The 19,580-nt window shown below is 73.3% G+C and carries 21 protein-coding genes; 11 read left to right on the top strand and 10 right to left on the bottom strand.

Annotation, left to right across the window (positions count from 1 at the left end; all coding sequences use genetic code 11):
• The first annotated feature begins 64 nt into the window (after nt 1–64).
• The 5 genes from typA to J1M44_RS09980 all read left to right on the top strand — a co-directional run bounded on the left by typA (nt 65) and on the right by J1M44_RS09980 (nt 5,449).
• The gene (typA, locus tag J1M44_RS10000; protein WP_002855163.1) at nt 65–1,975 is read left to right on the top strand and encodes a translational GTPase TypA; all 1,911 of its coding nucleotides are present in this window, start codon (nt 65–67) and stop codon (nt 1,973–1,975) included.
• A complete protein-coding gene (locus tag J1M44_RS09995) occupies nt 1,968–2,534 on the top strand; it encodes a hypothetical protein (protein WP_186309405.1) in 567 nt (188 codons plus the stop codon). Before typA ends, J1M44_RS09995 begins: the two co-directional genes overlap by 8 nt.
• Complete coding sequence (fdxA, locus tag J1M44_RS09990) at nt 2,531–2,857, top strand: ferredoxin (RefSeq protein ID WP_002855160.1); 327 nt, start codon at nt 2,531–2,533, stop codon at nt 2,855–2,857. The genes J1M44_RS09995 and fdxA overlap by 4 nt, the downstream gene beginning before the upstream one ends.
• A gap of 5 nt (nt 2,858–2,862) precedes the next feature.
• Complete coding sequence (gene dapC, locus J1M44_RS09985) at nt 2,863–4,014, top strand: succinyldiaminopimelate transaminase (protein ID WP_144824829.1); 1,152 nt, start codon at nt 2,863–2,865, stop codon at nt 4,012–4,014.
• Between the two features lie 148 nt (nt 4,015–4,162).
• Entirely contained in the window at nt 4,163–5,449 is a 1,287-nt protein-coding gene (locus J1M44_RS09980) for a citrate synthase (RefSeq protein WP_002855158.1), read from the top strand.
• A 96-nt stretch (nt 5,450–5,545) separates the two neighbouring features.
• On the opposite strand, the gene J1M44_RS11785 is transcribed toward J1M44_RS09980, so the two are convergent.
• Both J1M44_RS11785 and dapD read right to left on the bottom strand, forming a co-directional pair.
• Complete coding sequence (locus tag J1M44_RS11785; RefSeq protein WP_241253000.1) at nt 5,546–6,040, bottom strand: endonuclease domain-containing protein; 495 nt, start codon at nt 6,038–6,040, stop codon at nt 5,546–5,548.
• Between the two features lie 491 nt (nt 6,041–6,531).
• On the bottom strand, nt 6,532–7,497 hold the full coding sequence (gene dapD / locus J1M44_RS09970) for a 2,3,4,5-tetrahydropyridine-2,6-dicarboxylate N-succinyltransferase (RefSeq protein WP_144824830.1): 966 nt from the start codon (nt 7,495–7,497) through the stop codon (nt 6,532–6,534).
• A gap of 69 nt (nt 7,498–7,566) precedes the next feature.
• Between dapD and dapE the strand changes: the two genes are divergently transcribed.
• Complete coding sequence (dapE, locus tag J1M44_RS09965) at nt 7,567–8,703, top strand: succinyl-diaminopimelate desuccinylase (protein WP_144824831.1); 1,137 nt, start codon at nt 7,567–7,569, stop codon at nt 8,701–8,703.
• Between the two features lie 37 nt (nt 8,704–8,740).
• Here the strand turns inward: dapE and J1M44_RS09960 are convergent, their stop codons facing one another.
• From J1M44_RS09960 to J1M44_RS09945, 4 genes are all read right to left on the bottom strand, one after another.
• A complete protein-coding gene (locus J1M44_RS09960; protein ID WP_144824832.1) occupies nt 8,741–9,628 on the bottom strand; it encodes an amino acid ABC transporter permease in 888 nt (295 codons plus the stop codon).
• Nucleotides 9,625–10,305 carry an amino acid ABC transporter permease gene (locus J1M44_RS09955; protein WP_049158833.1) on the bottom strand — a complete coding sequence of 227 codons (681 nt, stop codon included), beginning with the start codon at nt 10,303–10,305 and terminating at the stop codon, nt 9,625–9,627. Before J1M44_RS09955 ends, J1M44_RS09960 begins: the two co-directional genes overlap by 4 nt.
• Before the next feature lie 105 nt (nt 10,306–10,410).
• Nucleotides 10,411–11,304: a glutamate ABC transporter substrate-binding protein gene (locus J1M44_RS09950; RefSeq protein ID WP_049158831.1), complete on the bottom strand. Its 894-nt coding sequence runs from the start codon at nt 11,302–11,304 to the stop codon at nt 10,411–10,413.
• Between the two features lie 47 nt (nt 11,305–11,351).
• The gene (locus J1M44_RS09945; protein ID WP_098471790.1) at nt 11,352–12,086 is read right to left on the bottom strand and encodes an amino acid ABC transporter ATP-binding protein; all 735 of its coding nucleotides are present in this window, start codon (nt 12,084–12,086) and stop codon (nt 11,352–11,354) included.
• A gap of 178 nt (nt 12,087–12,264) precedes the next feature.
• On the opposite strand from J1M44_RS09945, the gene J1M44_RS09940 reads away from it, so the two are divergent.
• From J1M44_RS09940 to J1M44_RS09930, 3 genes are all read left to right on the top strand, one after another.
• Complete coding sequence (locus J1M44_RS09940; protein WP_060775287.1) at nt 12,265–13,068, top strand: LOG family protein; 804 nt, start codon at nt 12,265–12,267, stop codon at nt 13,066–13,068.
• Nucleotides 13,065–13,409, top strand: coding sequence for a hypothetical protein (locus J1M44_RS09935; RefSeq protein WP_002855139.1), 345 nt, complete (start codon nt 13,065–13,067; stop codon nt 13,407–13,409). Before J1M44_RS09940 ends, J1M44_RS09935 begins: the two co-directional genes overlap by 4 nt.
• 180 nt (nt 13,410–13,589) lie before the next feature.
• Nucleotides 13,590–13,760: a DUF3117 domain-containing protein gene (locus J1M44_RS09930; protein ID WP_002855133.1), complete on the top strand. Its 171-nt coding sequence runs from the start codon at nt 13,590–13,592 to the stop codon at nt 13,758–13,760.
• Between the two features lie 78 nt (nt 13,761–13,838).
• Here J1M44_RS09930 and J1M44_RS09925 read toward each other — a convergent pair whose 3' ends face one another.
• A complete protein-coding gene (locus J1M44_RS09925; RefSeq protein WP_036316483.1) occupies nt 13,839–14,489 on the bottom strand; it encodes an O-methyltransferase in 651 nt (216 codons plus the stop codon).
• Between the two features lie 196 nt (nt 14,490–14,685).
• On the opposite strand from J1M44_RS09925, the gene J1M44_RS09920 reads away from it, so the two are divergent.
• Complete coding sequence (locus J1M44_RS09920; RefSeq protein WP_002854737.1) at nt 14,686–15,558, top strand: anti-sigma factor family protein; 873 nt, start codon at nt 14,686–14,688, stop codon at nt 15,556–15,558.
• 60 nt (nt 15,559–15,618) lie between these two features.
• Nucleotides 15,619–16,230 carry a protein translocase TatA gene (locus J1M44_RS09915; RefSeq protein ID WP_041103371.1) on the top strand — a complete coding sequence of 204 codons (612 nt, stop codon included), beginning with the start codon at nt 15,619–15,621 and terminating at the stop codon, nt 16,228–16,230.
• A 48-nt stretch (nt 16,231–16,278) separates the two neighbouring features.
• Here J1M44_RS09915 and J1M44_RS09910 read toward each other — a convergent pair whose 3' ends face one another.
• The 3 genes from J1M44_RS09910 to J1M44_RS09900 are packed head-to-tail and all read right to left on the bottom strand — an operon-like array spanning nt 16,279 to nt 19,539.
• A complete protein-coding gene (locus tag J1M44_RS09910) occupies nt 16,279–17,427 on the bottom strand; it encodes an Mrp/NBP35 family ATP-binding protein (protein ID WP_144824833.1) in 1,149 nt (382 codons plus the stop codon).
• Nucleotides 17,424–18,230, bottom strand: coding sequence for a DUF1003 domain-containing protein (locus J1M44_RS09905; protein WP_002854733.1), 807 nt, complete (start codon nt 18,228–18,230; stop codon nt 17,424–17,426). The genes J1M44_RS09910 and J1M44_RS09905 overlap by 4 nt, the downstream gene beginning before the upstream one ends.
• Before the next feature lie 40 nt (nt 18,231–18,270).
• Entirely contained in the window at nt 18,271–19,539 is a 1,269-nt protein-coding gene (locus tag J1M44_RS09900; protein WP_002854731.1) for a magnesium transporter MgtE N-terminal domain-containing protein, read from the bottom strand.
• Nucleotides 19,540–19,580: the final 41 nt, after the last annotated feature.

Raw genomic sequence — 19,580 nt, 5'->3', positions numbered from 1 at the left:
TCGCACGGGGGCCGCCGTCGTCGTGTGCCTCCACCCCTTTGATGTCGAACCGGACAGGACGCCCATGACCTCGACCGAAACCCGCCGCTCCGATCTGCGCAACGTGGCCATCGTGGCCCACGTGGACCATGGCAAGACCACGATGGTGGATGCCATGCTGCGCCAGACCGGTGCCTTCAACACGCACGGCGACGTCGCCGAGCGGGTCATGGACTCCGGGGACCTGGAGAAGGAGAAGGGGATCACGATCCTCGCGAAGAACACCACGGTGTTCTACTCCGGCCCGTCCGCCCCCGAGGGTGAGACCGTCACCATCAACGTGATCGACACCCCCGGCCACGCCGACTTCGGCGGCGAGGTGGAGCGCGGCCTGTCCATGGTGGACGGCGTCGTGCTGCTCGTGGACTCCTCCGAGGGCCCGCTGCCCCAGACCCGCTTCGTGCTCCGCAAGGCCCTCGCCGCCAAGCTGCCCGTGATCCTCGTGGTCAACAAGACGGACCGCCCGGACGCGCGCATCGACGGGGTCGTCTCCGACTCCATGGACCTGCTGCTCGGCCTGGCCTCGGACCTGGCCGAGGAGGATCCGGACCTGGACCTCGACTCGGTGCTGGACGTCCCGGTCGTCTACGCCTCAGGCAAGGCCGGCCGCGCCTCCCTGACCCAGCCCGCCGACGGCGCCCTGCCGGAGGCCGAGGACCTCGAGGCCCTCTTCAACGTGATCATGGAGCACATCCCGGCCCCGTCCTACACCGAGGGCGAGGTCCTCCAGGCGCACGTCACCAACCTGGACGCCTCCCCGTTCCTCGGCCGCCTCGCGCTGCTGCGCATCTTCAACGGCACCCTCCGCAAGGGCCAGCAGGTCGCGTGGGCCCGCCAGGACGGCGCCCTGAAGACCGTGAAGATCACCGAGCTGCTGGCCACCAAGGGCCTCGAGCGCGTGCCCGCGGAGGAGGCCGGCCCGGGCGAGATCGTCGCCGTCGCCGGCATCGAGGACATCATGATCGGCGAGACCCTCACCGACGCGGAGAACCCGAAGCCGCTGCCGCTGATCACGGTGGACGACCCGGCCATCTCCATGACCGTGGGCATCAACACCTCCCCGCTGGCCGGCCGCGTCAAGGGCGCCAAGGTCACGGCCCGCCAGGTGAAGGACCGCCTGGACAAGGAGCTGATCGGCAACGTCTCGCTCAAGGTGCTCCCCACCGAGCGCCCGGATGCGTGGGAGGTGCAGGGCCGCGGCGAGCTCGCCCTGGCCATCCTCGTGGAGCAGATGCGCCGCGAGGGCTTCGAGCTCACCGTGGGCAAGCCGCAGGTGGTCACCCGGACCGTGGACGGCAAGGTCCACGAGCCGATGGAGCGCATGACCATCGACATCCCCGAGGAGTTCATGGGCGCGGTCACGCAGCTCATGGCCGCCCGCAAGGGCCGCATGCAGGAGATGTCCAACCACGGCACGGGCTGGATCCGCATGGAGTTCCTGGTCCCGGCCCGCGGCCTGATCGGCTTCCGCACCCGCTTCCTCACCGAGACCCGCGGCGCAGGCATCGCCTCCTCCTACGCGGCCGGCTACGAGCCGTGGACCGGTGAGATCGAGTACCGCACCAACGGCTCCCTCGTGGCCGACCGGGCGGGCTCCGCCACGCCGTTCGCCATGATCAACCTGCAGGAGCGCGGCACCTTCTTCGTGCAGCCGGGCGCCGAGGTGTACGAGGGCATGATCGTGGGCGAGAACTCGCGCGCCGACGACATGGACGTGAACATCACCAAGGAGAAGAAGCTCACCAACATGCGTGCGGCCTCCTCCGAGTCGTTCGAGGGCCTGACGCCCCCGCGCCGGCTCACCCTCGAGGAGTCCCTCGAGTTCGCCCGCGAGGACGAGTGCGTGGAGATCACCCCCGAGGACATCCGCATCCGCAAGGTCGTCCTGGACGCCAACGAGCGCCTGAAGGCCGCGCGCGCCCGCGCCCGTGCCTGACCGTCCCCGCCGCCGCGCCCGGCCCGCCGACGTGGTGGGCGGGGCGCTGCTCGGCGTCGTCGCCGGCGCGCTCGGCACCGCCGTCCATCTGAACCTGGCCTCCCTGCCGGGCGGCTGGACCCTGCCCTGGGGTGCGGTGCTGGCGCTCGTGCTCGTCGGCTCGACGCAGCGCTGGTGGATGGTCCGACGCGCGGGCCGCGGCGGGCGCGCCCTGACGGCGGGGGCCGCGGTCGTCGCCGGCGCGTTCACCGCCGTCCTGGCCCTGCAGCGCCTGCCGGTGGACGACGCCCTGGGGGTGTCCTGGACGGCCGGCCTGTGGGCGGCGGCGTCGGGCGCCGTCGTCGCCTCCGTGGCCTGGAACGCCGGCCAGCCGGTGCTCGGCCTGGTCCTGTTGGCCGCGGGCCGGCGGCTGGACCGCCGACCCGCGGAGGCCGCCGACGGCGCCACGCGCCCCCGCCGGGCTACTGTGACCGCCCGCGAAACGCGTCCGGGGGAGCGAGTACCCTGGACCGCAGCCCCGCAACCCCGTGCCCAGAGAGAGGTGGACGGTCAGCCATGACCTACGTGATCGCGTTGCCGTGTGTGGACGTCAAGGACAAGGCGTGCATCGACGAATGCCCCGTGGACTGCATCTACGAGGGTGAGCGCATGCTCTACATCCACCCGGACGAATGCGTCGACTGCGGTGCGTGCGAGCCGGTGTGCCCCGTCGAGGCCATCTACTACGAGGACGACACCCCCGACGAGTGGGCCGAGTACTACAAGGCCAACGTCGAGTTCTTCGACGACCTGGGATCCCCGGGCGGCGCCGCCAAGCTGGGCATGATCGCCAAGGACCACCCGATCATCTCCGCCCTGCCCCTGCAGAACGCGGACGCCTGAGCCCCATGCTGACGCTGCCGGACTACCCGTGGGACACGCTCACCCCCTACCGTGAGCGTGCCGCCGCCCACCCGGACGGCGTCGCGGACCTGTCCATCGGCACGCCCGTGGATCCGACGCCGGCGCTGATCCGCCGGGCGCTGACCGAGGCTGCCGACGCGCACGGCTACCCGACGACGCACGGCACGGACGCCCTGCGCCGCGCCGTCGTCGACTGGTACGCCCGGCGCCGCGGGGTGTCCGGGCTGGACCCGGCGGCCGTGGTGCCCACGGTCGGGTCCAAGGAGTTCATCGCGTGGCTGCCCACGCTGCTCGGGCTGGGCGCAGGCGACGTCGTCGTCCACCCCGAGGCCGCCTACCCCACCTATGCGGTGGGCGCGCTCCTGGCCGGGGCGGAGGCCGTGGCCGCGGACGACCTCGACGCGCTGGCGCCCGAGGTGCGTGAGCGGGTGCGCCTTGTGTGGACCAACTCGCCGGCCAACCCCACCGGCGCCGTGCTGGACGCGGCGGCGCTGCGCCGCACGGTCGACGCCGCCCGTGCCGTGGGCGCCGTGGTGTGCGGGGACGAGTGCTACGCCGAGCTCGGCTGGGACGCGTGGGACGGGGCCGTCGTGCCCTGCATCCTGTCCGACGAGGTCTCCGGCGGCGACCTGACGGGCCTGCTGAGCGTCTACTCGCTGTCCAAGCAGTCCAACCTCGCCGGCTACCGCGCCGCGTTCGCCGCGGGGGATCCGGAGCTCGTGGCGACCCTGGTCAACACCCGCAAGCACGCGGGCATGATCGTGCCCGCCCCGGTGCAGCACGCGATGGCCGTGGCCCTGGCCGACGACGTGCACGTCGCGGAGCAGAAGGACCGCTACCGCCGCCGTCGGGACGCGCTGCGCACCGCGCTGGAGGCCTCCGGCCACACGGTGGACCACTCCGAGGCGGGGCTGTACCTGTGGACCCGGCGGGCGGACCTGGACCCGGCCCACGCCACGGCGCAGGACTCGTGGGACCTGCTGGGCGACCTGGCGGACCTGGGCATCATCGCCGGGCCCGGCGTGTTCTACGGTGCCGGCGGCGACGGCTACGTCCGCGTCGCGATCACCGCCACGGACGAGGCGGTCGCCCGGGCCGCGGCGAGACTCACCGCCCGCGGGCCGCGGACCGGCTGAGCCGGGGCCGAGGGCCGTCGTCGGGGGAAGCGATCGCGCGCCCCGGGCCGGTCCTTGATAGTTTGGAGCAGAGTCGTCCCCGTGTGGGCGCGCCCACGCCGGCGCGTGAACCCGGGCCATCGAGAAGAGAAGACGAGGGAGCACACCCGTGACCCATCACGAGTCCGTCCGGCTGACCGTCGGCGAGCAGAGCCTGGACCTGGGCGTCGAGCACGCCACAGAGGGCAACAACGGCATCAACATCGCCCCGCTCCTGAAGGAGACCGGCGACGTCACCTACGACCCGGGCTTCATGAACACGGCGAACGCCAAGTCGGCCGTCACGTTCATCGACGGCGACCAGGGCATCCTGCGCTACCGCGGTTACGCCATCGAGGACCTCGCCGAGCACTCCTCCTTCATGGAGGTGGCCTACCTGCTGATCTACGGCGAGCTGCCCGAGTCCAAGGAGACCCTGGAGGCCTGGGAGACCAACATCCTGCGCCACAACATGGTGCACGAGGACCTCAAGCTGTTCTTCAACGGCTTCCCGCGGGACGCGCACCCCATGCCGGTGCTGTCCTCCTCCGTGTCCGGGCTGTCCACGTTCTACCCGGACTCCCTGGACCCGCACGATCCGGAGCAGGTCCACATCTCCACCGTGCGTCTGCTGGGCAAGCTGCCGGTGCTGGCCTCCTACGCGTTCAAGAAGTCGCTGGGCCAGCCGTTCATGTACCCGCACAACTCGCTGAACTACGTGGAGAACTTCCTCCGCCTGTGCTTCGGCGTGCCGGCCGAGGAATACGACATCGACCCGGACGTGGTCAAGGCACTCGACCTGCTGCTCATGCTGCATGCCGACCACGAGCAGAACGCCTCCACCTCCACGGTGCGCCTGGTCGGCTCCACCCAGGCCAACCTGTTCGCCTCGGTGTCCGCCGGCATCAACGCCCTCTACGGCCCGCTGCACGGCGGCGCCAACGAGGCCGTGCTGAACATGCTCCGGAGGATCAAGTCGGAGGGCATCACGCCCGAGGACTTCATGGAGAAGGTGAAGAACAAGGAGGACGGCGTCCGCCTGATGGGCTTCGGCCACCGCGTGTACAAGAACTACGACCCGCGGGCCAAGATCATCAAGAAGACCGCCGAGGACATCCTGGGCAAGATGGGCGGCAACGACGAGCTGCTGGAGATCGCCCAGCGCCTCGAGGAGAAGGCCCTCGCCGACGACTACTTCGTGGAGCGCAAGCTCTACCCGAACGTCGACTTCTACACCGGCGTGATCTACAAGGCCATGGGCTTCCCGGAGAAGATGTTCACCGTCCTCTTCGCCCTGGGCCGCCTGCCCGGCTGGATCGCCCAGTGGCGCGAGCTCATGGAGGACCCGGCCACCAAGATCGGCCGCCCGCGCCAGATCTACGTGGGCGAGACGTTGCGCCAGTACCCGCAGCGCTGACCCGGGGGCGCCGACCCTGCGTTCGGGGGCGGTTTCGGGTGGTATTCCGACGGAATACCACCCGAAACCGCCCCCAATGCGTTCGCCGGAGCGTGGTCATGTCGAGGCGGAGGGGCCGAGGCGGCATCGGACCACCGCGACGACGCCACGGAAGTCCTCGCGCCCATCCGCCCAGGTGACGCGGAGCGTCGTCCAGCCGCGCGCCTGGCCGTAGCGGTCCCGGCGGGCGTCGCGCGCCTGCTGCTCCCCCGTGCGGTGCCCCGCACCGTCGTCCTGCAGGGCCAGGCGCACGTGACGGTAGGCCAGGTCGGCCACGGGGGAGAAGGGGTCCCCGGGCTCGAGCGCGGCCTGCAGCTCCGGCTCCGGAAGCCCGCCGGCCACGAGGGCCAGGCGCAGGCGGGTCTCGGGCGGCGAGTCCGCCCCGACGCGCACGGAATCCAGCGCCTCCCGGGCGGCCGGGCGGCCATGGAAGCGCCCGGACGCGCGCAGGCCGTGCACGTGCGTGACGAACTCGGGCGCCAGCGGCCGGCGGTGGTCCAACAGTCCGGCCCGCCGGACGCGCCGCGTCCCCCGGGCCACGGTGAGGTGCACCGGCGGGTCGGCCTCGAGTTCGCCCGTCGCCGGGTCGCGCCGCCGCCAGGCTCGCGCGGGAATCGGCAGGCCGTGCAGGTGGGCCGCGGTCTCGTGGGAGAGGACGGCATCCGGGCGTCGGCGCAGGAGCGCGGCGAGGTGATCGAGGGAGAAGCGGTGGCCGGGCAGGCCCAGGTCGGCCCAGACCGTGCCAGGGTGCGCCCGCTGCCGGTGGATGCACTGCCCGACCCGCTCCAGGTCCGACCGGCGGGCGCGGTCGGGTGGCAGCCCCAGCCGGGCTAGGTCCGGGGCGCGCTGGCCGCGGCCGGGGGACGACGTGCGGGGCGGACGCTGCTGTGCAGGAGCCGACGGCCCGCGCCGCGTGCCGTCGTCGTCGCCCCGCCCCGGGCCGCCGGGGAGTTCCGGGGGCGATAGTGGGCGTTATCCCGGCGGGATACCACCGGAAATCGCCCCCAAGACGCGGCGGGGAGTCGCGGGCCGGGTGCGCCGGGTCAGTTCGCGTGCAGCGCCGCGTTCAGTTCGACGGTCCGGCCGGCGCGGGGGAGGGCCTCGACCCCGCCCGTGGTGGAGTTGCGGCGGAACAGCAGGTTCGGCACGCCGGAGAGGTCCACGGCCTTCACGGTCCGCGCCGCCTCGCCGTCCTGCAGCACGCTCACGCGCGTGCCCGCGGTGACGTACAGACCGGCCTCGACCACGCAGTCGTCGCCGACGGAGATGCCCACGCCGGAGTTCGCACCGAGCAGCACGTGCTCGCCGATCACGATCCGCTGGGTGCCGCCGCCGGAGAGCGTGCCCATGATGGACGCGCCGCCTCCGACGTCGGACCCGTCGCCCACCACGACGCCGGCCGAGATCCGGCCCTCCACCATCGAGTGCCCCAGGGTGCCCGCGTTGAAGTTCACGAAGCCCTCGTGCATCACGGTCGTCCCCTCGGCCAGGTGGGCGCCCAGGCGCACCCGGTCCGCGTCGCCGATGCGCACCCCGGAGGGCACGACGTAGTCCGTCATGCGCGGGAACTTGTCCACGCCGTACACCTGCACGGCGCCGCGGGCACGCAGCCTCGCCCGCGTCAGCTCGAAGTCCGCGACCGCGCAGGGTCCGTGGTTCGTCCACACCACGTTGGTGAGCAGCCCGAAGACGCCGTCGAGGTTGAGCTCGTTCGGCCGCGCCAGGCGGTGCGAGAGGGCGTGCAGGCGCAGCCACGCGTCCGCGGTGGAGGCCGGGGCGGCGTCCAGGTCGACCTCCAGCTCGACGACGGCCTGCGTGGTCCCGCGGTCCGCGTCGTCCGCGGCGAGGGCGCGCAGGGTGTCGCGCAGCGAGGTGTCCGCGGCGGAGAGCGGGCCGGCCACGGGGGCGGGGAACCACACGTCCAGGACGGCGCCGTCGGCGGCCGTGGTGGCCAGGCCGTGGCCGGAGACGAGACGGGAGGAGGGCTGCTGTGCGGCGGTCTGGGTCATGTGCCTCAGCCTACTGAGCGGCCGGGGCACGCTGCAGGGCGGCGAGAGGCGCGTCCGTAGACTGGACACATGAGTCTCACCCCCGTGCCCCTGCCCGACCTCGCCGATCCGGACCTCGACGTCGCGGCGCTCACCGCCACCCTGCTGGACGTGCGCTCCGTCTCGGGGGAGGAGGGGCCGCTGGCCGACGCCGTCGAGCAGGCCCTGCTCGCCCTCGGCGGCCTCGAGGTGCGGAGGTTCGGGGACGCCGTCGTCGCCCGCACCGCTCTGGGGCGGCCGACCCGCGTGATCCTGGCCGGGCACCTGGACACGGTGCCCCTGCCCACCGTGCCGGGCTCGCGCGGGACCGTGCCCTCGGCGTGGGACGGGGACGTGCTGTACGGCCGCGGGGCCGTGGACATGAAGTCCGGCGTCGCCGTGCAGCTGGCCCTGGCCGGCCGCTTCGGCCGCGCGGACGGCCCCACGCCCGTGCACGACGTCACGTGGGTGTTCTACGACCACGAAGAGGTCTCCTCGGACCTCTCGGGCCTCGCCCGCGTGGCCCGCCAGGCCCCCGAGCTGCTGGAGGGCGACTTCGCGGTGCTGCTCGAGCCGACCGACGGCGTCGTGGAGGGCGGCTGCAACGGCACGTGCCGGTACCGCGTCACCTTTCCCGGTGTCGCGGCGCACTCGGGCCGCGCCTGGCGCGGTGACAACGCGATCCACAAGCTGGCCCCCGTGCTCACCGCCCTGGCGGCGTACGAACCGGCCACGGTCACGGTGGAGGGCCTGGACTACCGCGAGGGGCTGCACGCGATCCGCGTGGCCGGCGGCGTCGCGGGCAACGTCATCCCGGACGAGGCGTCCGTGGACCTGAACTACCGGTTCGCTCCGGACAAGACCCTCGAGCAGGCCCACGCGCACGTGCGCGCGGTGCTGGAGGGGGCAGGCGTGGACTGGGACGCCCAGGTGCGGATCGACGACGCCTCGCCCGCCGCCCGCCCCGGTCTGGACCGGCCGGCCGCCGCCGCGTTCGTCGCCGCCGTCGGGGGAGAGCCCCAGCCCAAGTACGGGTGGACGGACGTGGCGCGGTTCTCCCAGCTGGGCGTGCCCGCGGTCAACTTCGGCCCCGGCGACGCCCTCCTGGCCCACACGGACGACGAGCACGTGTCCCGCGAGGCGGTCCGCGCGTGCCTCGCGGCGCTCGCGGCCTGGCTGGCCGGCTGACCCACGACGTCGGCCGACCCCGTCGGCCGCCGCCCGGTCAGGCCGCCTTGTCCGTGGGCGCCCCGACGAGCGGGGTCGCGGGGGCGCTGGCGTCGCCGGCCGTCCGCGACGACAGCCGCCTCGAGAGCCGGGTGGCCGCCCAGGCGAGGAGGAAGTTGATCACGATGAAGATCACCGCGGCCACCACGAGGGACTGCAGGATGTTGCCGTTGCCGGAGCCGAGCTGGCGGGCGTACTGCAGGAGTTCGAAGAAGCCGATGAGGTAGCCCAGTGCCGAGTCCTTGAGGATCACCACGAACTGGCTCAGCAGCGAGGGCAGCATGGCGATGAGGGCCTGGGGCACCTCCACGAGCCGCAGGGACTGGGTGCTCGTCATGCCCACCGCCGCGGCCGCCTCGCGCTGGCCGCGCGGCAGCGAGCGCACCCCGGAGCGCACCAGCTCCGCGATCACGGACCCGTTGTACAGGGTCAGCGCCGCGATCACCGCGTAGTACGGGCCGTCCTGGGGCTGGATCGCCCCGGTGCGCGCGACCTGCGCGAACAGCTGGTAGAAGAACACCATCATCACGAGCACCGGCACGGCCCGGAAGAACTCCACGACGACGGCGGCCAGCCAGCGCACCGGGCCGAACGGGGCGAGCCGCAGGAAGCCGAACACCAGGCCGAACACCACGGAGGAGACCACGGCGATGCCGGCGGACTGCAGGGTGAACTGCAGGCCCGGCAGGTAGTAGTTCCGCCACGCGTCGCCGTCGACGGCGGCCAGCCAACGGCGGCCGGAGAGCTGACCGGTGTCGTTCATCTGGATCAGGACGATGACCGCCACGGCCAGCGCCGCGGCGAGGGCGACCAGGTTGGCGAGGAGGATCCGGCGGCGGGCGATCGGACCCGGGGCGTCGAAGAGGACGGAGGCCTGGGCGCTCATCGGGCCACCGCCCATTTCTCCGAGGCCCACGTGGTCAGCAGGCCGATGGGGATGACGATCAGGCAGAAGCCGATCGCGAAGGTCAGGAAGATCGCCACCATCACGTCCGGGCTGAACTCGATCATGCGCTTCATCAGGCCCGAGGCCTCCGCCACCGACGCCGCGGCGGCGACGGTGGTGTTCTTGGTCAGCGCGATCACGGTGTTGCCCAGCGGGGTGATGGCCCCGCGCAGCGCCTGGGGCAGGATCACGTGGCGGGCCGCGGGCAGGAAGCCCAGGCCGATGGAGCGGGCGGCCTCGGCCTGCCCGAGCGGGACGGTGTTGACGCCGGAGCGGATCGCCTCGCACATGAACGCCGCGTGGTAGAGCGAGAGCGCGATCACGGCGTAGATGAAGAAGTTCAGCGTGAAGTCGGACGAGAAGCTGATCTTCAGCTGCCCCCAGACGGCGAGCACGCCGAGCAGCATGATGATCGTCAGCGGGGTGTTGCGGACCACGTTGACGTAGCCGGTGCCGAGGGCGCGCAGCGAGGGGACGGGCGAGATGCGGAACAGGGCGAGCACCACGCCGAGGACGAACGAGCCGAGGGTCGCGAGGAACGCGAGCCTGATGTTCGTCCAGAACGCGAGCGGGATGTCCGCGCCGTAGTCCGCGAGGAGCGAGGAGATCGATTCCATGTCTTCTCCGAGGGTCGGGACGGGGCTGACGGGCAGGGGAGCCGCCGGACGGGCCGAGGGTGACTGTTCAGGTCACGTCCTCGGCCCGCCCGGCGGCGCAGGTCGTCAGGCGCAGGGCTCGAACTCGGCGTCCTCGCCGGAGTTCAGCGTCTCGTCGTAGGTGTAGCCCGTGCCCTCGGTGTTGGACTCGAGGGCCTTCTTCCACTCGCCGGAGTCCTTCATCTCCTTGATGGCCTCGTTGATGTCCTCGCAGCGCTCCGAGTCCTTCGGCAGGCCGACGCCGTAGCGCTCCGTGGTGAAGGTGTTGCCGACGACCTTGAACTTGCCCTTGTTGGCGTCGGCGGCGGCCAGGCCCGCGAGGATGATGTCGTCCGTGGTCACGGCGTCCACCTGGCCGGACTCGAGGTAGGTCACGCATTCGGCGTAGCCGCCCTGCTCCACCAGGTTCACGCCGGAGGCGAACTGGTCCTTGATCTTCTGGGCCGAGGTGGAGCCGGTGACGGAGCAGAGGTTCTTCCCGTCGAGGGACTCGGGGCCGGTGATCGCGGTGTCGTCCGCGCGGACCAGCAGGTCCTGGCCGGCCACGAAGTACGGGCCCGCGAAGTCGACGCGCTCCTTGCGGGCGTCCGTGATGGAGTACGTCGCGAAGATCATGTCGACCTCGCCGTTCTCCAGGGCGTTCTCCCGGTTCGCGGACGGGGTCTGGACCCACTCGATGTCCTTCTCGGCCACGCCGAGCTTGTCCGCCACGTAGCGGGCCACGTCCGTGTCGAAGCCGGTGGGCTGGGCCGAGCCCTCGCGGTAGCCCAGGCCCGGCTGGTCGAACTTGATGCCGATGCGCAGGCTCTCGCCGGAGCCGGACGACGTCGCCTCGCCGGCCGAGGACGAGCCGGCGGCGTCGCCACCACCGCCCTGCGACGAGGAGGGGGCGCAGGCGGTGAGGGACAGGGCGGCCGCGGCGGTGACGGCGGACAGGGTCAGGAGCTTCGTGCGGAGCATGGTGCTCTCCTCTGGTTCGGTGCGGTGGGGTACGACGGGGGACGGGGTCAGTGCGCGAGGATCTTGCCCAGGAAGTCCTGGGCGCGCTCGTGTCGGGGGTTCGTGAAGAAGGTGTCGGGGTCGGTGTCCTCGAGGATGGCGCCGTCGGCCATGAAGACCACGCGGTCCCCGGCCTTGCGGGCGAAGCCCATCTCGTGGGTGACCACGACCATGGTCATGCCGCCCTCGGCGAGCTGGACCATGACGTCGAGGACCTCCTGCACCATCTCGGGATCGAGGGCGGAGGTCGGCTCGTCGAAGAGCAGGGCCTTCGGCTCCATCGCCAGGGCGCGGGCGATGGCCACGCGCTGCTGCTGCCCGCCGGAGAGCTGGGCCGGCATCTTCTTGGCCTGCTGGGCCACGCCCACGCGCTCGAGCAGCTCCATGGCGTGCCGCTCGGCGTCCGCCCGGCGCTTGCCCTTCACCTTGATGGGCCCGAGGGTCACGTTCTCCAGGATCGACTTGTGCGCGAAGAGGTTGAACGACTGGAAGACCATGCCGATCTCCGCGCGCAGCTGGGCGAGCTGCCTGCCCTCGGTGGGCAGCGGCCGCCCGTCGATCAGGATGCGGCCGCCGTCGTCGTCGATGGTCTCGAGCCGGTTGATCGTGCGGCACAGCGTCGACTTGCCGGAGCCGGACGGGCCGAGGACGATCGCCACCTGGCCGCGCGGGATCCGCAGGTCGATCTGGCGGAGGGCGTGGAAGTCGCCGAAGTGCTTGTTGACGCCCTCGAGGACGATCAGGTCATCGCCCGCGGCACCGCGACGGCGCCGCGTGCCGGCCTCGTCGGGGAGGTGGGCGCCGTGGGACTGCTCAGGCGTGATCTGCGTCATGCCAGTGGAATATAGCGCACGCCACACCCGGCGCGGTGCGCCGTGCGACGCCGGCCCTTGCGGCCCGCCGGCTCGTTAGGCTGGCGCCATGGCCTCACATGAGCACCCCTCGGGCGGCGACGTCGCCGCCGCGCCCCCGCGCGTCCGCCGCGGCGGGCAGATCCTGCGCGGGGAGGCGGCGCACACCCCCACGTTCGACCAGCTCCTCCTCGACGGCAGGCGGCCCGGCGACGCCGCACGCCCCGCCGTCGACGTCACCTCGACGACGTCCGAGGCCTGGCGTGTCCTGCGCATCCAGGCGGAGTTCGTCGAGGGCTTCGGCACCCTCGCGGGGCTGGGTCCCGCGGTCTCCGTGTTCGGCTCGGCGCGCACGCCCGAGGGCAGCGCCGAGTACGCCCTGGCCCACGAGGTCGGCAGCCGCTTGGCCCAGGCCGGGTACACGGTCATCACCGGCGGGGGGCCCGGCACCATGGCGGCCGCCAACCGGGGCGCCCACGAGGCCGGTGGAGAGTCCGTGGGCCTGGGCATCGAGCTGCCGTTCGAGACCGGCCTGAACCCCTGGGTGCACGTGGGCGTGGACTTCCGCTACTTCTTCGTCCGCAAGGTCATGTTCCTCAAGTACGCGCAGGGGTTCATCGTGCTGCCCGGCGGCCTCGGCACCCTGGACGAGCTCTTCGAGGCCCTCACCCTCGTGCAGACCGGCACCGTCACCCGCTTCCCCGTGGTCCTCGTGGACCGCGGCTTCTGGAGCCCGCTCGTGGACTGGATCCGCGGCACGCTCGTGGAACGCGGCATGATGTCGCCCGAGGACCCGGACCTGTTCCACCTCGTGGACACGGCCGAGGAGGCCGTCGCGTGCGTGCTCCGCTCGGCGGGGAGGGCCGACGCGTGAGCGGGCCGCAGTGGATCGTCCTGGTGGCCGTGCTCGTCGTCGTGCTGGCGGCCCTGGCCGCCGCCCTCGCGGGCCGGCTCACGCTCCGGGCCGACGACCCGGCCGGGCGGACGCCGGGACACCCCGTGCTGCTGCCGGAGCGGCCGCGCGCGGCGGATGTCGACCTGCTGCGGTTGGCCGTCGCGGTGCCCGGCTACCAGCGGGACCAGGTGGACGCCGTCCTGCTGCGGCTGCGGGACGCCCTGGCGCAGCGCGAGGACGAGGTGACCGCACTGCGGACACGGGTGGCCGAGCTCGAGGCCGCCGACCCCTCCCGGAGCGATCCGGCGGGGCGTGCCTGAGCCGCGGGCCGGGCTCGGTGCAGGCCATCGTTTGGCGCGAACACGCGGAATCCGCGATAATGGTGATGTGACCGGCCTCGCGCACGCTCGCGTGTGGGGGCGCCGGAGGCGTCCGGACAGTGCCCGCTCCCGCGGTCACCCGACGCCGTGACGGGAACATCATCCAGAAGGGAAGTCGCAATGGCCGCCATGAAGCCCCGCACCGGGGACGGTCCCATGGAAGTGACCAAGGAGGGGCGCAGCCTGATCATGCGCGTGCCGATCGACGGCGGCGGCCGTCTCGTGCTGGAGATCAACGCGGACGAGGCCCGCGAGCTCAAGGAGTGCCTCGAGGGCGTCATCCAGGCCTGAGGCCGGACCCCTTCGACGCGGACGCCCCGCGCACCGTCACGGTGCGCGGGGCGTCCGCGTCCCCGGCGACGCCGCGGATCAGCGGCGCACCGCGATCAGCACGCCCGTGCCGGAGGGGACGACGGCGGACAGCCAGTGCTCGTCCTCCCGGATGAGGCGGTCCACCGCCCGGGCGGACACGGTGGACTCGTCGCGCACAGCGGGCCGGGGAACGCGGTCGCCGTCGAGGGCGTCCACCACGACGAGCACGCCGCCGGGGGCGAGCATGCGCGCGGCCTGCTCGACGTCGAACTGACGCGCGGCCGGGTCCCCGTCCACCAGGACCATCTCATAGGCGCCGCTCGTGAGCCGGGGCAGGACGAGCCGGGAGCGCCCCGTGATCATGCGGGTGCGGCTCGTGGGCAGGCGGGCCTCCGAGAACGCCTCGCGGGCCGCACGCTGTGCCTCCGCGTCCGGGTCGACGGTGGTGAGGACCGTGCGCTCGGGCAGACCGCGCATCAGGGCGAGACCCGAGACGCCGGCGCCCGTGCCCACCTCCACGACCGCCGCGGGGGCACGCGTGGCCGCCAGCACCGTCAACAGGGCCGCCGTCCCCTCGCTCACCGGCGGCACGTCCAGCTCGGCGGCGCGCTCGCGGGCGCGCAGGACGACGTCGTCCTCGGTGGCTCGGCTCTCCGACCAGGCCCAGGACGCGTGCTTGTCGGTGGGCTGGGGCTGCAGGGCGCTCATGGCTGACTCCGGGACGACGACGGCGGGACCTCGCCCGCGGCACGGGCGACGCGGGCCAGTGTACGGGCCGGCACGCGACCGCGACCCAGAGTTCTCCCAGGAGGCGGGCCGATGATGGGAGCTGGCACGAACCGGCTCCCGCCGTGCGGGAGGCCGTTCGCCGGGCCGAGGACGCGAGGACCGAGGAGGTGGCCGCATGGGACGTCGACACACCCAGCGCCACATGGACGCCTACCTCGAGGGCGCCCTCCCCGCCGCGTCCCGGGCGCGCATCGCCCGCCATCTGGACCGTTGCCCCGAGTGCAGCGCCACGGTTCAGGCCCGGGCCCGCGTGCTCGACGCCGCCCGCACGGTGCACCAGCGTCCGGCCGGCGCCGTCGTCGCCCCGGTGCTGCGCGCCCGCGGCGTCTCCGGCCGCCTCGTGGTGGGACTGCTCACCTTCGCCGTCCTGCTCGGCGGGCTGTTCACCGCGGTCTGGGTGGCCGGCGCGCCCCGCACCACGGCCGTGCGCACGACCCCGACCCCGACGGACGCCGTCGCCCTGCCGGCCGCCGGGACCGCGTCGACGGACCGGCGCGGAACCGTCGCGGAGCTGCGGGGTCAGGGCTGGACGGTGCCCTCCCTCGTGGGGGCCGGCCTGGAGCCGCTCACCGTGGACACCGCCCAGACGGCCGAGGACGTGGAGGTCGTCGTCGGCTGGGGTCGGGACGAGCCGACCGTGACCGTCCGCGAGTGCCGACCCCGGATCGTGGGAGCCGCCCCGGAGGGCTGTGCCTCGACCGCGCCACTGAGCACGGGAGCGCAGGAGCGTCGGCTGGCCGGCGGCGGCGTCTACCGGATCGTCCCGGCGGGGGAGCAGGACGGCTGGACGGCCGAGCTGACCACGCCGCAGGCCGCCTACCGCGTGGAGGCCACCCTGCCGGACGAACGCGCCGACGCGGTCCTCACCCACCTGCTGGTCTCCGAGCGGGCACGCGTGCTCGAGCTGGGCGGCGGAGACGCCGTCGAGGAGCGCCTGGAGCGAGGCCTCGAACGCATAGCGGACGCCGTGCCGCGCCTCCGCGGCTGAGCCGCCCCGCCCCCGCGGCTCCGGGCTGGGCGGCGGTGCCCCTCTAGTAGAGTTCGGAGGGTGTTTGGTATCAACGGCAGCGAGTTCATCATCTTGGCGGTGCTCGCGATCGTCATCCTCGGGCCGGAGAAGCTCCCCGAGTACACGCGCGCCTTCACCGACTGGCTGCGCGTCATGCGCGACAAGGCCGAGGGTGCCAAGGCGCAGTTCAAGGAGGAGACCGGCACGGACTTCGACGAGGTGGACTGGCGCAAGTACGACCCCCGCCAGTACGACCCGCGTCGCATCATCCGCGACGCGCTCCGCGAGCCCGCCGGCGGCTCGTCCACGCCCGCGTCCCGGGCGGCGCAGGCGACGGGCATCAGCGCCGAGGACGTGCACGGCGGCCTCACCCGCCAGGACCTGGCGGACATGGATCCGCGCACGCTCTTCCGCCGCCCCGCCGGGGCCGGCAGCACCGCCTCCGCGGAGTCCGGCACCGCCGCCGCACAGACCCGGTCGACCACGCCCGGCGCGGGGGCGGCCGCCGTGGGCGGCGCCGCCGCAGCCCTGATGGCCTCCGGCCGGGCCGATGCCCTCGTCGAGGAGCGTCCTGCCGCCGTCGAGACCGAACCGGACCCGCTCGAGCTGCTCGGGCTGGCGCCCGCCCCCTTCGACGTCGACGCGACCTGACGCCGCCGCGCGCGTCCGGTGCCCCGGCCGGGGCGCCGGCACCCGAGGTCAGCGAGGGGTGAACGGCAGAGGCCGCCCGGCCAGCCCGCGCGGCCGCACGGCCACCCGCTGCGCGATCTGCGTCAGCGCCCGGCCCGCGGGGCTCTCCGGCGCGGACACCACCACGGGTTCGCCGGCGTCGCCGCCCGCGCGCAGCGCCGGGTCCAGGGGGACGGTGCCCAGCAGCGGCACCTGAGTGCCCAGCACCCCGGACAGCCGCTCCGCCACCTCGGCGCCGCCGCCGGTCCCGAACACATCCAGGACGGTGCCGTCCGGCAGGGTCATCGGCCCCATGTTCTCCACGACGCCGGCCACGGTCTGGCCCGTCTGCTCCGCCAGCTGACCGGCGCGCGCGGCCACCTGCGCGGCGGCGTGCTGCGGCGTGGTCACCACGAGCAGCTCCGAGGCGGGCAGCAGCTGCGCCGTCGAGATCGCGATGTCACCGGTGCCCGGGGGCAGGTCCACGAGCAGGACGTCCAGGTCGCCCCAGTGCACGTCCGTGACGAACTGTTCGAGCGCGCGATGCAGCATCGGCCCGCGCCAGGCCACCGGCCGGTCCGCGTCGAGGAACATGCCGATCGAGATGACCTTCACGTCCCGCACCACGGGGGGCAGGATCATCCGGTCCAGCTTCGTCGGGGTGGCGCTCACGCCCAGGAGCCCGGGGATGGAGTAGCCGTGCACGTCCGCGTCGATCAGGCCGACGGCGAGCCCGCGCGCGGCGAGCGCGACCGCGAGGTTGGCCGTGACCGAGGACTTGCCCACGCCGCCCTTGCCCGAGGCCACCGCGAGGACGCGCGTGAGCGTGTCCTTCCCGAACGGGTTCGTCGGCCGAGTCGCGCGCAGGGCGTCCTGCAGCGCCAGGCGGCGCTCGGGCTCCATGACCCCGACGCGGACGTCCACGGACCCGCAGCCGGGCACGTCGGCGACGGCGGCGGCCACGTCCGTCTGGATCGTCCCGCGCAGGGGGCACGCGGCGATCGTGAGCAGCACCGCGACCTCGACGACGCCCGGGGTGGTCTCCACGACCGACTCCACCATGCCGAGGTCGGTGATCGGGCGGCGGATCTCGGGGTCCTGGACCGTGGCGAGCCGTTCCAGCACCCGGCGCTCGAGGTCGGTGCGGACCTCGGGCACGGGCAGGCCCAGGGCGCTCATCGGCCGCCCCCGTCCACCGGGCCCGCACCGTCGGCGGGACCGGCCGCCGGGCCGGACCCCCCGGCCTCGCGGGCCTCGCGGGCCTCCTGGGCCTCCCGGGCCTCCTGCGCCGCGAGGGTGGCGAGCGTGGTGGTCGTGGGCTCGGCGCCGGCGTCACCGCGACGCGCGTCCCGGCCCCGGCCCTTGGTCTTCTTGTTCTTGCGGGGCTGGGCCTCGGCGCCCGGGAGGCCGGCGCGCAGCTCGGCGCGGATCTCCTCCCGGATCTCCTCCCGCAGCTCGGCGCGCAGCGCCTCGCGGAGGTCGTCCTTGAGGTCGTCCTGGACGCCGCGCAGCTCGCCGCGCACGAAGTCGCGCGTGGCGACCTCCTGGACGGCCAGCCGCAGACCGGCGATCTCGCGGGTGAGGAACTCGGTGTCGGCGAGGTTGCGCTCGGCGCGGTCACGGTCCTCGCGCAGCGCGACCTTGTCCCGGTCGTCCTGGCGGTTCTGCGCGAGCAGGAGCAGGGGTGCGGCGTAGGAGGCCTGGAGGGAGAGCATGAGCGTGAGCGCGGTGAAGCCGAGCTCGGCGGAGTCGAACCGCCACTCCATCGGGCCGAACGTGTTCCAGCCCAGCCAGGCGGCGCAGAACAGCGTCATCCAGACGAGGAACTGCGGGGTGCCCATGAAGCGGGCGATGCCCTCGGTGGCCTCGCCGAAGGCGTCCGGGTTCGGGGCCAGCCGGGGCACGCGGCGCCCGCTGGCGCTCAGCGGGGTGTCCAGGCCGGTGCCGCGGCCCGGGCGCAGGTCTCGCGCGGTCTGGGTCATGCTCACACCTCCGGTGTCGTGCGGCGGCGGGCCGCGGGGGTCAGGTCGCGGGGCGGGTCTCGGCGTCGTCGAGGTCCATGGCCCGCCAGTCGTCGGGCAGGATGTGGTCGAGCAGGTCGTCCACGCTCACGGCCCCGACGACGCGGTCCTGCTCGTTCACCACGGGGATGCACGTGAGGTTGTAGGTCGCGAGCTCGCGGGTCACATGGGCGATGGGGGCGAGGTCCGAGACGGGCTCGAGATCCTTGTCCATGATGTTGCCGATCGCCTCCGGCGGCGGGTACCGCAGCAGGCGCTGGAAGTGGACGACGCCGAGGAACCGGCCCGTCGGCGTCTCCAGCGGCGGCCGGGCCACGATCACGAGCGAGGCCAACGCGGGGGAGATCTCCTGCTGTCGGATGGTCGCCATGGCCTCGGCCACGGTGGCCTCCGGGGGGAGGATGACGGGCACGGGGGTCATGAGCGAGCCCGCCGTGCCCTCCTCGTACTCGAGCAGGCGCCGGACGTCCTCGGCGTCCTCCGGCTCCATGCGTTCGAGCAGCAGCTCCTGCTGGGAGTCGGGCAGCTCGTGGAGCAGGTCCGCCGCGTCGTCCGGGTCCATCTCCTCCAGGACGTCGGCGGCGCGGTCGATGTCCAGCTGGGACAGGATCTGCACCTGGTCGTCGTCGGGCAGCTCCTGGAGCACGTCCGCGAGGCGTTCGTCCTGCAGCTCGCGGGCGACCTCGACGCGGCGCTTCTCCGACATGTCGTGGAGCATGTCCGCCAGGTCTGCGGGCTTGAGGTCCTCGTGCGCGGCGAGGAAGCTCGTGGCCCCCTGCGGGTCGGCCTGCGCCGTCCACCGGGCCTCGTCCCAGTTCAGCAGGAGGTGCTCTCCCCGCTGGGCGCGGCCGAAGGGGCCGCGGCCGACGATGCGGCGCACGTACAGGTCCGAGACGAGCCAGTCGCCGTTGCGCTGCTGCTCCAGCCCGATGTCCTCCAGGAAGGCCTCGCCCGACCCGTCGGAGAGGCGCACCTTCCGGTCGAAGAGGTCGGCGGCCACCGTCTGCTCGGCGCCACGGCGGGAGAACCGGCGCAGGTTGATCAGCCCGGTCGTGATGATCTGGCCCGAGTCCATGGACGTCACCCGCGTCATCGGGACGAAGACGCGCTTCTTGCCGGGGACCTCGATCACGAGGCCGGTGGCGAACGGGGCCGCGGCGGGGCCGCGGTCCAGCACGACGACGTCGCGCAGGCGTCCCAGGCGGTCGCCGAGGGGGTCGAAGACGTCCAGGCCCAGCAGGCGGGCCACGAAGATCTTGGGGGAGCTCACCGACCCAGCCTACGGCGTACCGGGGAGCGGCTCCGTGTCCG

Origin of the sequence: Micrococcus sp. KRD128 (genome assembly GCF_017168395.1) — a bacterium.
Lineage (GTDB): Bacteria > Actinomycetota > Actinomycetes > Actinomycetales > Micrococcaceae > Micrococcus > Micrococcus luteus.
This window is presented reverse-complemented; position numbering and strand designations above follow the sequence as displayed.